Source organism: Mesorhizobium sp. USDA 3734, assembly GCF_056279665.1.
The window spans coordinates 3,773,566-3,786,510 of sequence record NZ_JBWCCW010000001.1; the positions used below are offsets into that span (position 1 = coordinate 3,773,566).

At 62.5% G+C, this 12,945-nt stretch carries 12 protein-coding genes; 2 read left to right on the top strand and 10 right to left on the bottom strand.

What is annotated here, in order from left to right:
- Window positions 1-53: 53 nt before the first annotated feature.
- Window positions 54-2,192, top strand: a complete 2,139-nt coding sequence (locus ACZ89F_RS18595) for a putative bifunctional diguanylate cyclase/phosphodiesterase (protein WP_476093390.1) — start codon at window positions 54-56, stop codon at window positions 2,190-2,192.
- Between the two features lie 12 nt (window positions 2,193-2,204).
- Here ACZ89F_RS18595 and ACZ89F_RS18600 read toward each other — a convergent pair whose 3' ends face one another.
- A complete protein-coding gene (locus ACZ89F_RS18600; protein ID WP_476093392.1) occupies window positions 2,205-3,095 on the bottom strand; it encodes a fatty acid desaturase family protein in 891 nt (296 codons plus the stop codon).
- Window positions 3,096-3,206: 111 nt separating this feature from the next.
- Here ACZ89F_RS18600 and ACZ89F_RS18605 point away from each other — a divergent pair, with 111 nt between their 5' ends.
- Window positions 3,207-4,136, top strand: coding sequence for a LysR substrate-binding domain-containing protein (locus ACZ89F_RS18605; protein ID WP_476093393.1), 930 nt, complete (start codon window positions 3,207-3,209; stop codon window positions 4,134-4,136).
- A 10-nt stretch (window positions 4,137-4,146) separates the two neighbouring features.
- Here the strand turns inward: ACZ89F_RS18605 and ACZ89F_RS18610 are convergent, their stop codons facing one another.
- The 9 genes from ACZ89F_RS18610 to ACZ89F_RS18650 all read right to left on the bottom strand — a co-directional run bounded on the left by ACZ89F_RS18610 (window position 4,147) and on the right by ACZ89F_RS18650 (window position 12,910).
- Complete coding sequence (locus ACZ89F_RS18610) at window positions 4,147-4,785, bottom strand: hypothetical protein (protein ID WP_476093395.1); 639 nt, start codon at window positions 4,783-4,785, stop codon at window positions 4,147-4,149.
- 112 nt (window positions 4,786-4,897) lie between these two features.
- Window positions 4,898-5,170: a DUF3303 domain-containing protein gene (locus ACZ89F_RS18615; protein ID WP_057143425.1), complete on the bottom strand. Its 273-nt coding sequence runs from the start codon at window positions 5,168-5,170 to the stop codon at window positions 4,898-4,900.
- 17 nt (window positions 5,171-5,187) lie between these two features.
- Window positions 5,188-6,651, bottom strand: coding sequence for a RimK family protein (locus ACZ89F_RS18620; RefSeq protein WP_476093396.1), 1,464 nt, complete (start codon window positions 6,649-6,651; stop codon window positions 5,188-5,190).
- Window positions 6,652-6,656: 5 nt separating this feature from the next.
- Entirely contained in the window at window positions 6,657-7,754 is a 1,098-nt protein-coding gene (locus tag ACZ89F_RS18625; protein ID WP_476093397.1) for a peptidase C39 family protein, read from the bottom strand.
- Between the two features lie 202 nt (window positions 7,755-7,956).
- Window positions 7,957-8,748: an anti-sigma factor family protein gene (locus ACZ89F_RS18630; protein ID WP_476093399.1), complete on the bottom strand. Its 792-nt coding sequence runs from the start codon at window positions 8,746-8,748 to the stop codon at window positions 7,957-7,959.
- Window positions 8,745-9,263: a sigma-70 family RNA polymerase sigma factor gene (locus tag ACZ89F_RS18635; RefSeq protein WP_476093400.1), complete on the bottom strand. Its 519-nt coding sequence runs from the start codon at window positions 9,261-9,263 to the stop codon at window positions 8,745-8,747. The genes ACZ89F_RS18630 and ACZ89F_RS18635 overlap by 4 nt, the downstream gene beginning before the upstream one ends.
- Window positions 9,264-9,424: 161 nt before the next feature.
- Window positions 9,425-9,841 carry a type II toxin-antitoxin system VapC family toxin gene (locus ACZ89F_RS18640; protein WP_476093402.1) on the bottom strand — a complete coding sequence of 139 codons (417 nt, stop codon included), beginning with the start codon at window positions 9,839-9,841 and terminating at the stop codon, window positions 9,425-9,427.
- Window positions 9,841-10,083: a type II toxin-antitoxin system VapB family antitoxin gene (locus ACZ89F_RS18645; RefSeq protein ID WP_476093403.1), complete on the bottom strand. Its 243-nt coding sequence runs from the start codon at window positions 10,081-10,083 to the stop codon at window positions 9,841-9,843. The genes ACZ89F_RS18640 and ACZ89F_RS18645 overlap by 1 nt, the downstream gene beginning before the upstream one ends.
- A gap of 46 nt (window positions 10,084-10,129) precedes the next feature.
- Entirely contained in the window at window positions 10,130-12,910 is a 2,781-nt protein-coding gene (locus ACZ89F_RS18650; protein WP_476093405.1) for a DUF2339 domain-containing protein, read from the bottom strand.
- Between the last annotated feature and the right edge of the window lie 35 nt (window positions 12,911-12,945).

Here is a 12,945-nt window from a genome sequence, read left to right on the forward strand (position 1 = left end):
ATTAACCGGAACGGGCAACAGTGCGGTGTTCGATCACGATCCGCAGGCGCCTCATGCCCGTCGCTGATGCCAAGGATGGTTCGGTCGTCCCGGAACGGGAGGCCGAAGGCATGGGGCGCTCGCGCCATATGGAAGACGAACTGCGCGAACAGAATGAACGCTTTTCGGCCGCGGTCGAGAACATGTCGCATGGGCTGTGCATGTTCGACGCCGACGAGCGGATGATCATCTGCAACGGCCACTACATCAACATCTTCTGTCTCGACGCCAAGGTGGTGCGGCCGGGCATCCATTTCATCGACATCCTGCGGCACAGCGTCGATATCGGCATTGCCTCGCAAAGCGCCGATGAACTCTACGCTATCCGCAAGCCCTATATCGACCAGGCGAGACCCTCGACCTATGAGGAGACGTTGTCGGATGGGCGCATCATCAACATCTCGCATCGTCCGCTGGCCTTGGGCGGCTGGGTGTCGATCTATGAAGACATCACCGAGCAGCGCCGCGCGCAAGAGGATCTCAAGGAGCAGCACCGCCGCTTCGACGCGGCGCTCGCCAACATGTCGCAAGGCCTGCTGATGTACGACGCCGACGGCAAGATGATCGTGCGCAACCGGCGTTATCTGGAACTTTACAACGTCACCGCGGCGGACTTCCCGCTTGGAACCACGCACCGCGACGCGCTCGAACGATTGTTGGAACTCGGCATCTATACGAAGATCGACGTCGACAGCGAGGTCGCCAAAACCGAAGCCTGCCTGGCGGCGGCAAAACCGCATTCGGCCCATCGGCATCTTACCGACGGCAGGACGGTTCTGGTCACACGCCGGCCGATGAGCGGCGGCGGCTGGGTGGTGACCTTCGACGACGTCACCGAACGCCGCCGCACCGAAGAGCGCATGACCCATCTCGCGCATCACGACACGCTGACCGGGTTGCCCAACCGCCAGATGTTTCGCGAACGGCTCGACCATGCTCTCGAGGAGGCGGCGGTGCCGCTGGCAATCTTCTCGCTCGATCTCGACCGCTTCAAGGCCATCAACGACACGTGGGGGCATCCTGCCGGCGACTGGCTGCTGAAGAGCGTGGCCGGCAGGCTGCAACGTTGCCTGCGCAGTGAAACGGACATCGTCGCCCGTTTCGGCGGCGACGAATTCGTCATCATCGAGTTCAATCTCAAAAGCATCGCCGATGCCGAGAAACTGGCAAAGCGCATCGTCGAGGCAATCGCAAAACCGTTCCGCGACAAGAACCGGGACATGCATGTCGGCATCAGCCTGGGCATCGCCATTTTTCCCGACGACGGGAAGGATGCCGATACGCTGCTGAAAAACGCCGATACGGCGCTCTACCGGGCGAAGAGCGAAGGGCACAACCTGTATCGCTTCTTCGAGCCCGGGATGGACGCCATGGTGCAGGCACGACGCGTACTTGAGACCGACCTCGAGGCAGCGCTGCCGCGCCAGGAATTCGATCTCGATTTCCAGCCCATCATGAACATCGCCTCCGGCGAGATCGTCGGTGCGGAAGCCTTGATGCGCTGGCATTCGCCGGAGCGCGGCACGGTGGCGCCGGACAAGTTCATTCCGGTCGCCGAAGAAACCGGACTGATCGTGCCGCTTGGCGAGTGGGCGCTGAGGAAGGCTTGCACTGCGGCGGCAAGTTGGCCTGCCGGCTTGCGGATCGCGGTTAATGTCTCGGCTGTGCAGCTCAAAAGCGGCGGCTTTGCCCGCAGCGTCATCTCGGCGCTGGCCTTTTCAGGGGTGCCCGCCGGCCGGCTGGAACTGGAAATCACCGAAACCGTGCTGATGGACGAGAGCGAGACCGTGCTGAGGACATTGCGGCAGTTGCGCGGACTCGGCATCCGCATCGCGCTGGATGATTTCGGCACCGGCTATTCCTCGCTCGGTTATCTCAGGCGTTTTCCCGTCGACAAGATCAAGATCGACCGTTCGTTCATCCACGACCTGGGCAATCGCGACACCGCGGCGATCGTTCGCACCGTCATCGGGCTGGGTGCCGAGCTTGGCATCACTGTCACCGCCGAGGGTGTCGAGAGCGAGGCGCAGCTCGACATCCTGCGAGGCAATGGCTGTACCGAGGCGCAGGGCTATCTGATCGGCGTGCCGTCAAATGCGGCCGATATTCAGCGTCTGTTGAAATCCGGCGCGTTGCACAGCCAGACCGGTTGAGGTCGACCATCGTCATTGCAGCGTCCCGATGTACTTTTCGTGGAAGCTGACATAGCCCGGCTCGACCATCTTCAAATGCCGCTCGATCAGCGCATGAAACTGCGGCAGTTGGTGAAACGGCACGCGGGGATAGGCATGATGTTCGGCATGGAACGGCATGTTCCACGCCAGCTTGCGGACCAGCCAGTTGGTCAGCGTGGTCCTGGTGTTCTCCAGCATGTTGGCGACGAACGGACAACGGCCGTGCTCGGCCAAGAGATAGAGGCGCAGAAACGGCTGGCCGAGCAAGGCCGGCAGTACCCAGACATAGAGAAGCACGGTGAGCCGGAAATAAACGGCCAGCAGAATGACCACCGCATATAATCCAATCATGGCGCGCGCCTCGATGCGCACCTTGTCATAGCCTTTGGGCGGAACGTAGCTCTCCCGGCCACGGTCCATAGCGTTGCCATAAAGCGTCTTGAGGTGCCCCCACCACAACGGGATACCAGAGACATGAACGAGATAGTGCCGCCATGTCTCCGGTTTGGGGAAAGCCAGTTCCGGATCATTGTCGGGGTCCTGGGTGAACCGGTGGTGGGCGAAGTGGAAGTAGCGAAACCAGTCCGCCGGCAGCGCGATCGCCAGGCTGCACACCCGCGCTACGGCGTCGTTCAGCCATTGCGTTTCGAAAGCCGTACGATGAACCGTCTCGTGCAGCAGCGTGAACAGGAACACGATAAGGATACCTTGCGGCAGCATCAGCAGCGGCCAGAACGGCACCTTGGCGGCGATCAGCGATCCGATGATCACGATCGCACCCCAATGAGCGGCAAGCTGAACGAGGCCCGCGACATCCGACTTGGCGGTCAGGCGGTTGCGTTCTTCCTGCGTCAACGATGAAATTACGTCGCGATGATCCACGGCTTCGATCCAGGCTGGGATTTGATGAAATTCACTGTAGCCAATGAAAAAACTTTCCAAAAACGACGATTTCTGCAATTTTGATAAGCTGAACTTATCTATCCGGTGATCATGGTCACACTTCCATCTCTCAAAGGACTTCAGGCCTTCGAAGCCGCGGCGCGTGCAGGTAGCTTTGCCGCGGCGGCGGAAGAGCTTTCGGTATCGGCCGCCGCCGTCAGCCAGCTCATCCGCGCCGTCGAGGAGCAGATGGGCCGCAAGCTGTTCCACCGCGTCAACCGGCGCGTCGTCCTCACCGAGGCCGGCGTCGAGATGCTGCCCAGGCTGACAATGGCCTTCCAGGAGATCGGCAGCGTCTCGCGCGAACTGGGCGGTGATGCATTCCGCCCGCGCCTGGTGGTATCGGTACCGCCTTCCATGGCCATGGGTTGGCTTTCGCAGCGTCTGGCCGGTTTTGTCGCAAGCCATGGCGCCGTCGACATATCGCTCAGAGGTGACGACGACCCGGTGCCGTTCGAGCGTGAGTTGATCGACATCCGGCTAACTTATGGCCCGCATTATCGCGAGCACCCGACCGAGGATATCGTCCGGGACGCAGTCTATCCCGTGTGTGCGCCCAGGCTGGCGAACACGATCAAACCCGCAGGCCTCGCCAGCCTGCCGCTCATCCACACCGGCTGGGGACCGACTGGTGCGTCCTTTCCGTCCTGGCACAACTGGTTCGAGGCGGCCGGCATCGAGCCCGGCCGGGCAGCACAGCGCGGCCTCTCGGCCAACTCATCGCGCGCGGCACTCGACCTTGCCATTTCGGGATTGGGCGTGGCGCTGGCGCAAGGGATCTACTGTGCCGCGGCCCTGGAAGACGGCCGGCTTGTCAGGCCCCTCGCCCGGGCGCTGGAGCTGCGCCAGCCCTATTGCCTGACGATCCCGGAGCGCAGTATGAGGCGCGATGTCGTGGCGGCGTTCCGCCAGTGGCTGATCGACGAATGCCGGCGCGCAGTGAGCTCACCGGCACTCGGCAGCGGATCACATCCCGATTGATTGGCCAAGCCTATCGCACCCTTTGACCGAATTGTCCCGGGACGCGCCTGGCCGGTTCCGCCGCCACCGGCAGCCTTGCTGGCTCGGCACGCGGACCCCGAGCAAATCCGTGCGGCAGAAGCCCAAGCACGATCATTGCCGCGATAAAGCTGTAGTGCAGGATCTCGAAAGTCGGCGGCGGGAGGCTACCGGGCAATACCGAAATAGCTAGTTTCGGCGCCAGAACACCAAAGCCGACCAAGGTTGGCCAGCCAATGTCGCGCACACGGGCGAACACCATCCAGATCATCGCCACGAGGGTGGCAAAGCCCATCGTAACAAGTATGGAGATGTAGATCGTGCCAATGGCGGAGCTTTTTGCCTCCATGGCCAGCGCCTGGGCCACCATGCCCGAAGCGTGCTCCTGTACCGGATCCGGCTGCGATGCGCCGCTTGGCGTGCCTTGGGTTCTCAACCCTTCGACAAAGGAGTTCTGGCTCTCGGCAATCCTTGCGCCGTCGGTCGCGTAGATTTGTTTTTGTATGCCTTCCTTTGCCCCGACCAGAAAATGCTCAATCGGGCCCTTGGCAAAATCGAAGCCGACAAGAAAAAACAGCAGGCAGAAATAGAGTATTTGGCCGCAACTTCCCGACTGAAACAGCTTTATCATCTTGCAAAAACCCTCGAGCAACCCGCAATATAGTCCGGGTTAACATGAAGGAGTTTAACGGCGGTTAGACCGTTTGTTCCAAATTGATCCAATCGGAAAGCCGGGACGAGGCTCAGAGGTGCCCGCTCAATGCTTCTGCCATGTCCTTGTTTGTCGCCACGGGAACGATCTCGAATTCCACCAGATCCGCCCATTCGATGACCCAGCGCTGCAGCAGCGTGACGTCATCGGCCTCCACCAGCAGGAAGCAGCGGCTCATGTCCGCCGCGATCCAGCTGTGATGCACGAGAAGCTCGTCCGGCTTCAGGCGGCCCCGGTCGCGAAAGCGGCGGTAGATTTCCTTGCGATCGCAGCCGGTAAAATCCTCGATCACGATGAACAGCATCTTTTCCCCCGATCAAATTACCGCCCCGGCCGGTCCAGCCGCTCCAGGAACCACTGCGTCAGCCGCACCCAGACCTCGTCCTTCTCGCCGGAATCCTCCCAGCCATGGTCGAGGTTGGGATTGTCATTGACCTCGATGACGAAGACACCGTCCTTGGTCTCCTTGAGGTCGACGCCATAGAGCCCGTCACCGATACAGCGCGCCGCCTTCACTGCCGTCTCGACGACATGCGCCGGCGTTTCCTTCAGCGTGAAGGTCTTGATGCCACCCTGGTCGGGCTTGCCGTTGGCCTTGTGGTTGACGATCTGCCAGTGCTTCTTGGCCATCAGATAGTGCACGGCAAACAAGGGCTGGCCGCCGAGCACGCCGACGCGCCAGTCATATTCGGTCGGAATGAATTTCTGCGCGATCAGAAGGTCGGAATCCTCCAGCCATTCGGTGGCGAGCGTCTTCAGTTCCTCGAAATTGGCGCATTTCTTGACGCCGCGCGAGAACGACGAATCCGGGATCTTCAGCACCAGCGGAAAGCCCAGTGTCTGCGCCGCCAGTTCGAGATCCGAGGTGCCGGCGATCATCACCGTCGGCGGCACCGGGACCTTGTTGTAGGCCATCAGCTCGTTGAGATAGACCTTGTTGGTGCAGCGGATCATCGATAGCGGGTCGTCGATGACTGGCATGCCTTCCTGCTGGGCGCGGCGGGCGAAACGATAGGTGTGATTGGAGATCGAGGTCGTCTCGCGGATGAACAGCGCGTCGTAGTTGGCGAGCTTGGCCAGGTCCCGCTTGGTGATCGGCTCGATTTCGACGCCCATCTTCTCGGCGATCTTGGCCCAGTAGCGCAGCGACGATATCTCCGAGGGCGGCAATTCCTCATGCGGGTCGACCAGCGTGGCGAAGGTGTAGCGCGCCGGCGTGCGGCCCTTGGTGTCGCGCCACTCGCGGTTGGTGTAGGTCTCCAGGCACTGGATGAAGCTTTTTTCCTCGTCCTCGGTCATGCGCGCCAGCGGATGGAAACCGATCTTGCGGATCGAGGCCCATTCGGCGCTGTCCTTGATGTGGACTTCGAGCGCCGGTGCGCGGAACCAGTCGAACAACAGCTTGGCGAAACGGTCCCAGATTTTCGTCGGCCCGATGCCGAAGAAGATGCAGACCTTTTGCGGAAAGGCGCCGCCAAGATCCTTGCGGCATTTGTTGAGCGCCAGTTCCAGCTCCGGCAGCGCGTGCTCATAGAGCTTGCGCTCCGACAGGTCGATCATCGTCTCGACGGTTGGGATCACCTTGTGGCCGCGCGAGCTTGCCAGCAGCGAGGCATAGTAGCCGCGGCTCTGGTAGGCGTAATTGTTCGACAGGTTGATGACCTTCGGCCGCTGGCCGCGAAACAGCGACGGATGCGCGAGATAGTCGCGATTGGTGATGATCTTGTGTGGTGTCGCCACCTGGTCGAGATCGCTCTGCCTGCCTGTAAGAATAACCCAGGTCATTGTTATCAGCGCTTTCCCAGAGTGATGGCGGCACGCAGTCCGTCGCGGCCGAACTGCGCCATGTTCATGAAGATGCCGTAAGGCACGGGAATGTTGGCGGCATCAAGGATGGTCTCCTGCCTTTCGTCCTCGACCCAGGGGTCGTGGATCAGGATATGGTCGCCGTCATCGCCGATCGCCAGCACCCAGTGCGGCACCTTCTTGCCGAACATCAAGAAGCCGCTGATCAGCACCAGCACCAGTTTCCCTTCCGCGATCGCAGCCCTGATATCATCGATGGTGAACGAACGGTAATTCACCGGGATGCCGTAAAGTTCCGCGCGCCTGCGAAAGTCGACCTGGGCGAGTTCCATCACCCGGCGCTTGTCCTCGCTGCGCACCGATTGCAGGAACAGCGCGCCGTAGAAGGAAACGTAGATCTCCGCCGCAAGTCCGCTCTCGTACCCCGAGACAGCGAGGCCGAACGGTTCGCATCCGCCGGGACCCGACATCATGAAGACGGTCGTCGCCTCGCGCCACAGGCGGATTTCCATGACCGGATCCGGCACGAAGCCACGGTCGAAATTGGCCATCGCCATCATCAGGCAGCACGGGCCGCAGGTGAATTCGCAGGTCTGCTGGTAGAACGGCACCTTGGTGGCGATCGGAATGTCGCCGCGCAAGGTCTTTTCGTAGCGAAGTGCTGTCTCGCCATCCTCATAGTAGCCGGGTTCACGGCCAATCTTGCGATAGCCGGCCTGTTCGTAGATGCGGATCGCGCGGCTGTTGTCCTCGCGCACCTCGAGGCGCAGCATCATGCGGTCGTGCTCGAAGGCGGCGTCTTCGGCGGATCCGAGCAGCATGCGGCCAACACCCAGCCCCCCGAAAAACGGACCGGTCGCAATCGAGTAGAGGCGCGCCACGCCGCTGCCCTTGCGAAAAAGCACGATCGCATAGCCGGCCACGCGGCCATCGACCTCGGCGACCAGGGTCTCGGCGGTTTCACGCTCGATGAACAGACGAAAGGAGCGGCGGGAAATACGGTCGCTCGAGAAAACAGCTTTCTCGATGGCGGCGAGATCATCGACGTCAGACGCGCGGGCCGTGCGGATCTCGGCAGGCATGCGGCTTCAGAAAACCTCGATTGGTGGGAAATGCCCTACTCGAAAACATTCAAGACATCAGCCGAAATACTGATGGCATAAAGCGCTATCGCACCTCGAATAGGGCCGAATTGTGACAGATTCAGCAGCAGTCCAGCGATGCAAAACGCTTTGAACTGGACGGCTATTCATGAACCCGCGTCGCCATTGGAAGCGCCGCTGTTCAACTGGCCAATCCGGCCAGAAGCTGTCCATAGGCGCTCTTTGCCACGACGGCCAATTGCTCGCGCGGCAGCGAACCGACGACGGCGCAGCCATAGCCCTTGTCCAGCCAGTAGACGGCCTGGGGACCGTCTTGCGCCGACGCATAGGTGCCCTTGGCATTCTCCGCCGATTCCGCCGTGACGAAGAGCGATATCCGCTCGCCCTTGTCGTCCTCGTACAGCAGCATCGCGGCCTTGCTCTCGCCGGCCGGAAGCAACCGGCCGCCGACCAGCTGGAAACCGTTTGCGGTCAGGTCCGGCGCCACCAGCTTCAGCCCCACCCGGTTGGACAGCCAGGTCTGCAGATGATCCTTGTCGCTGGCCGGCACTTCGACGGCATGCCGCTTCTCGGCGGCATAGATGACATGGGCCGCGATTGCCTGCTCGGCCAGCCGATCTTCCGCCGGGTCCTCCTGCCCGATGCCATCGACGCCGGCAAGGTAGCCACCAAGCCCCCCAGCGACCAGAAGCACGGCTGCGGCAGCGGCAAGCCACCAGCGTGAGCGTGGCACAGCTGCCTTGACCGGCGCCTCGCCGAGCACGACCTTGCGCAATCGCGCCGGGACGGCTTCATCCAGCACGCCGGCGAAGGCCGCCCGCAAGGCCGTCCGATCGGCGGTGAAGCGGGCGCTCTTGGCTTTCATCTCGGGATTGGCGTCAAGCCAGGCATCGTAAGCAGCACGCTCGTCGCTGGGCAACTCGCCATCGAGCGCCATGTGGATGTCACGTTCGGAAAAGTCGCGGCGGATCATTTCTCGACGATCCTTATCGAGCGGCGACGCGCCGTGTCGTCCAGCAACCCGCGCAATTCCTCACGCCCGCGCGCAATGCGCGACATCAGCGTGCCGGCAGGCACGCCCAGAATGTTGGCCGCTTCGGCATAGGAAAAACCTTCAATGGCAACCATGACAAGGGCTGCGCGGCGGTCGGGGCTGATCGCCTGCAACGCATCGATGATCTCGCGCGAGGCAATGCTCTCCACCTGCTCGGCCGGCTGGGCAACGGCCTCGCCCGCCTCCAGCGGCAGCATCGCCGCCTCGCCGCGACGGTTCACCTTGCGCATCTGATCGATGAACAAATGATGCATGATCGTAAACAGCCACCTCCGGGGGCTTTCTCCTGTCTGCCAGTTGTCGAGCCGTACAAGCGCCCGCTCAAGGCAATCCTGGACGAGATCGTCGGCGGCGTCGCGGTCGCGCAAAAGCGAGCGTGCGTAGCGGCGCAGGCGCGGTATTTCGCCAAGGATTGCTGCCTTCTTTTCGTCCATGACCGCTGGTTCGAGGTCGCCCTTGTTGATCCTGATTGAACGCGCCTTCCGGGCGCGGCGCAAGCGGCCAGCGCGAAGCGGTCCGCCGCTCCGGTCACCCAAGCAATGAGATAACGAGATGACCGGCTGAATTATTCCCACCAATCAAGGAGAAAGCCGAATTATCCCAAATCCGTTAGCAGGAAATCATTGCCCTTGTAGAGCAGCGGAACATCGAGGTTTTTTGCACAGGCATAGGCAAAACAGTCGCCGAAATTGAGATCGGCTTGATGACCGACGGCCTTGCCATAGCGAGCGCTGGCATTGATGGCGTGGAAACCGATCTCTTCGCCGATCACCACATTTTCTCCGCCAATTTCCACAATGAACTGATCGACCAGATCGCGAGCCTTAAGGAGGGCTTCAGCCGTAGGTTTGCGGGAGCCGGCGGCTGCGCGCGCCAGCGCCTGTGTCGCTTCAAAACGCACCAGCGGAGAAACGTAGGACAGGCCGGCAAAACCAGAAAGCCGCTTGGTCAGCTCCTCCCAACCCGGTTCCCGGTTGAGAATGGCGACAATCACCGACGCATCGACAAACATCAGTCCTCCCACATCTCGTCGGTGAATTTCTTCATGTCGAAATCGGGATTTGGCAGGCCTATCTTCGTCGCCTCCGCCTGCAGCCTCGCGAGCCGGTCGCGCAGCGGCACCTTGGCGCGATTGCGCTCGAGTTCGTGCACAAGTGCGGTCCTCACCGCCTCCGTCTTGCTCGGAGCGTTCGTCTCGCGCTGCAATTTGGCGGCCAGCGCATCCACTTCGTCGTCACGGATATAGAGCGGCATTGATATCTCCTGATGTATATCAAGATATCCCATCTTGAATATCACCTCAAGAAGCTTCGACACCCTCTCGCGCCGCCCGCGTCAGCAGCCGCTGGTAGAACAGGCCGATGCCGATCAGCACAGCACCGAGGCCGATGAACGACAACGCCCTGAGCACGCCTTCAAGCTCCGACATGTCGAAGATGAAGACCTTCAGCACGGCGATAGAGATCAGCGCGGCCGAGGCGATACGCAGCACCTGCGATTTCAGCCAGACGCCGGCGGTGAGCAGGACCACACCGATGACCAGCCAGAGTGCCGAGTAGGTGTAGGTTTCCAACTGGCCGAGGCCGCTCCACAAGCCGATGAACTCGCCCTTGAACAGCCGCCTTACCGACAGCGTGGCATAGGCGAAGGCGAGCACGGCAGCCACCAGCGCCAGCATCTGTGCATACCATTTCGGCCGCTTGTCCCTGACATAGAGCGCCAGCCCGCCGGCAGCGATGGCCGGCAGGAGATAGGCGAGGAACAACAGGTTGAAAACCGGAATCTGGCCGGTCGATTCGTCTGTGAAAAGCGGGTTCAACACCACGAAGTGCCTGACAACGATGAAGGCGACCGAAGCCACACCCGCGGCCATCGAACCATAGCGCAGCACCGAGCTTGGCGAGCGCATGTCGATGGCGACCAGGATGGCGCCGGCGCCGATGGCGATCAGCGTGTAGATCGCCTGTTCAGCGAGCGTCATGGCGCCCGTGTCGATGACGCCGCCATGCATGGCATGGCGCACCAGCATGGCGACGGTCAGCAGCGCAAACAGCGCCGCCGCCGCTTCCATGGCGAGGCGCGGCCGGCCATTGCCAGCTATTGGTAGTGCGGGGGTGGTGCGGGCGAGCTGCCAGGCGGCGAAGCCGAAGGCGAGCGCCGGCACACCGTAGCCCGGCAGCAGCCAGTTGAAAACCGGAGTCGTCGACAGGAACGCGGCACCGGCGATGGTCGGGTCGAAGGCGACGCGGCCAAGCACCGCTATCACCGCGCCGACCGAAATCCAGCCGAGCACCGGATAGGAGCGCCAGCGCGTGGCCAGCGCCGGCACGATGGCCGCCGCACCGAGCAGGATGGTGGTCCAGCCGGAATCGAAAGCCATATGCAGCAGCAGCAGGCCGGCGATGGCCGCGCCGCCGAGGGCAAACGACACCGCGATGCCGCCCTTGAGCGACGGCTCTTCGGCCCGCGCGATCCACTCGCCGCCGGTGGCGAAAACGACGACCAGCAGTACTGCTGCGGCAGCGTAGACAAGGTCACGGTCGAGATTGCCGAAGGTGAACCAGAGCGCCAGCAGGATGACCAGAGGGACGATGACGCCCCATGCTGCCCACGAGGCCGCGCGGATCTGCATCCCGGCGGCGAACCGGCGGGCGGCCCAGAAGCCGGCGCCGATGAAGACCAGGCCGAGTGCGATGCCGATGCGCAATGTCAGCGCATTGGACGTGGCCACAGGCAGGCCATCGACGCCCAGGGCACCGCCCGAAAAATCAGAAACGATCGAGGTTGGCGGGATGATGCCGAGATAGATCAGCACCGTGACCAGTCCGGCCGCATAAAGGAGCGGCAGCGCCAGCGGACGATAGAGCGCGACGGCCACCATCGCGGCAATCACCACGGCGCCCGGCAAGGCATAGCCGGCGGCGACAAAGGCCGGGTCGACCGACAGGCCCAGCGCGGAGAATGCGACGAACAGGCCAGGCACGATGGACGGCCAGTCGAAAGCTCTGGCTGGTCCAATTTCATCGCCACGGCGGGCGAGCCAGACAAGGGCGAGCACGGCCAGCGTGACGGCGTCGATGAACAGGATGGCAGAGAGGTTCGCCCCCGGCGCATCGGTCATGTAAAGGATGGTCCAGACACCGGTGCCGAAAAAGGCCGCCGCCATCAGCGACTTCCAGTCGCGCATGCGGGCGATGACGCCGGTGGCGGCGAGCACGATGGCGAGATAGCCAAACAGCGCCCAGGGATTGGGCGCCTGCGAGGCGACCAGCACCGGCGTCACCATTGCGCCGACGAGACCAATACCGGCCAGCGCTTGACCGTGGACCAGGGCTGCTGTGATCGTCGCCACGCCGATGGCGCCGAGCAGCGTAAAGGCGAGTGCCGGGCCGATGAAGCCGTAAATGCCATGCGCGGCATAGACGGTGCCAAACAGGATGAAGGCACCGGCCGCGGTCAGGATCGCTGGAATATAGGCGCCGGCAACGCCTTGCACCGGCACTTTGAAGCCGGTGCGGCGGATGAATTCGCCGCCGGCGACCAGCACAAGGCCCAGCACCCCGGCCATGGTCAGCCGCACGCCGGGACCGAAAATGCCGGCCTCGATGGTGTAGCGGATCAGGAACAGGCCGCCCAACGCCAGCGCGATGCCGCCAACCCAGACCGCCCAGCGGGTGCCGAGCGCGGTTTCGACATCGGACTGGCGGGCTGCTTTCGCAGCGGCAGTCGGCGCCGCAGGTTCCGCTGCCTTCGGTGCCGCCTCGCTTGGCGCCCATGGCCCGGACACGACCTCGCCTATTGGGGCCTCCGCTTCCATAGCTGGCGCCTGTGCGGCGACCGGCTCGCCTGTCGCTGGCGAGGGAATGTCCGCCGCTGCCGCAACAGCCGGCGCCACATCGGTGAGCACAACGGCTGGCGTGGCCTGTTCGGACGGCTTGGCCATGGGCGGCACGGCGCCGGAAAGGACCAGGCTGCGCAGTGCGCCAAGCTCGCGCTCGACAAGGCCGATGCGGCTTTGCTGGCGTGAAATGATGACGAACAAGGCGATGATGGCGACTAGACCGATCAGGCTTTCAAACATGGCGGTTCCCCCAAACCAGGCCGGTTTTCACTGAC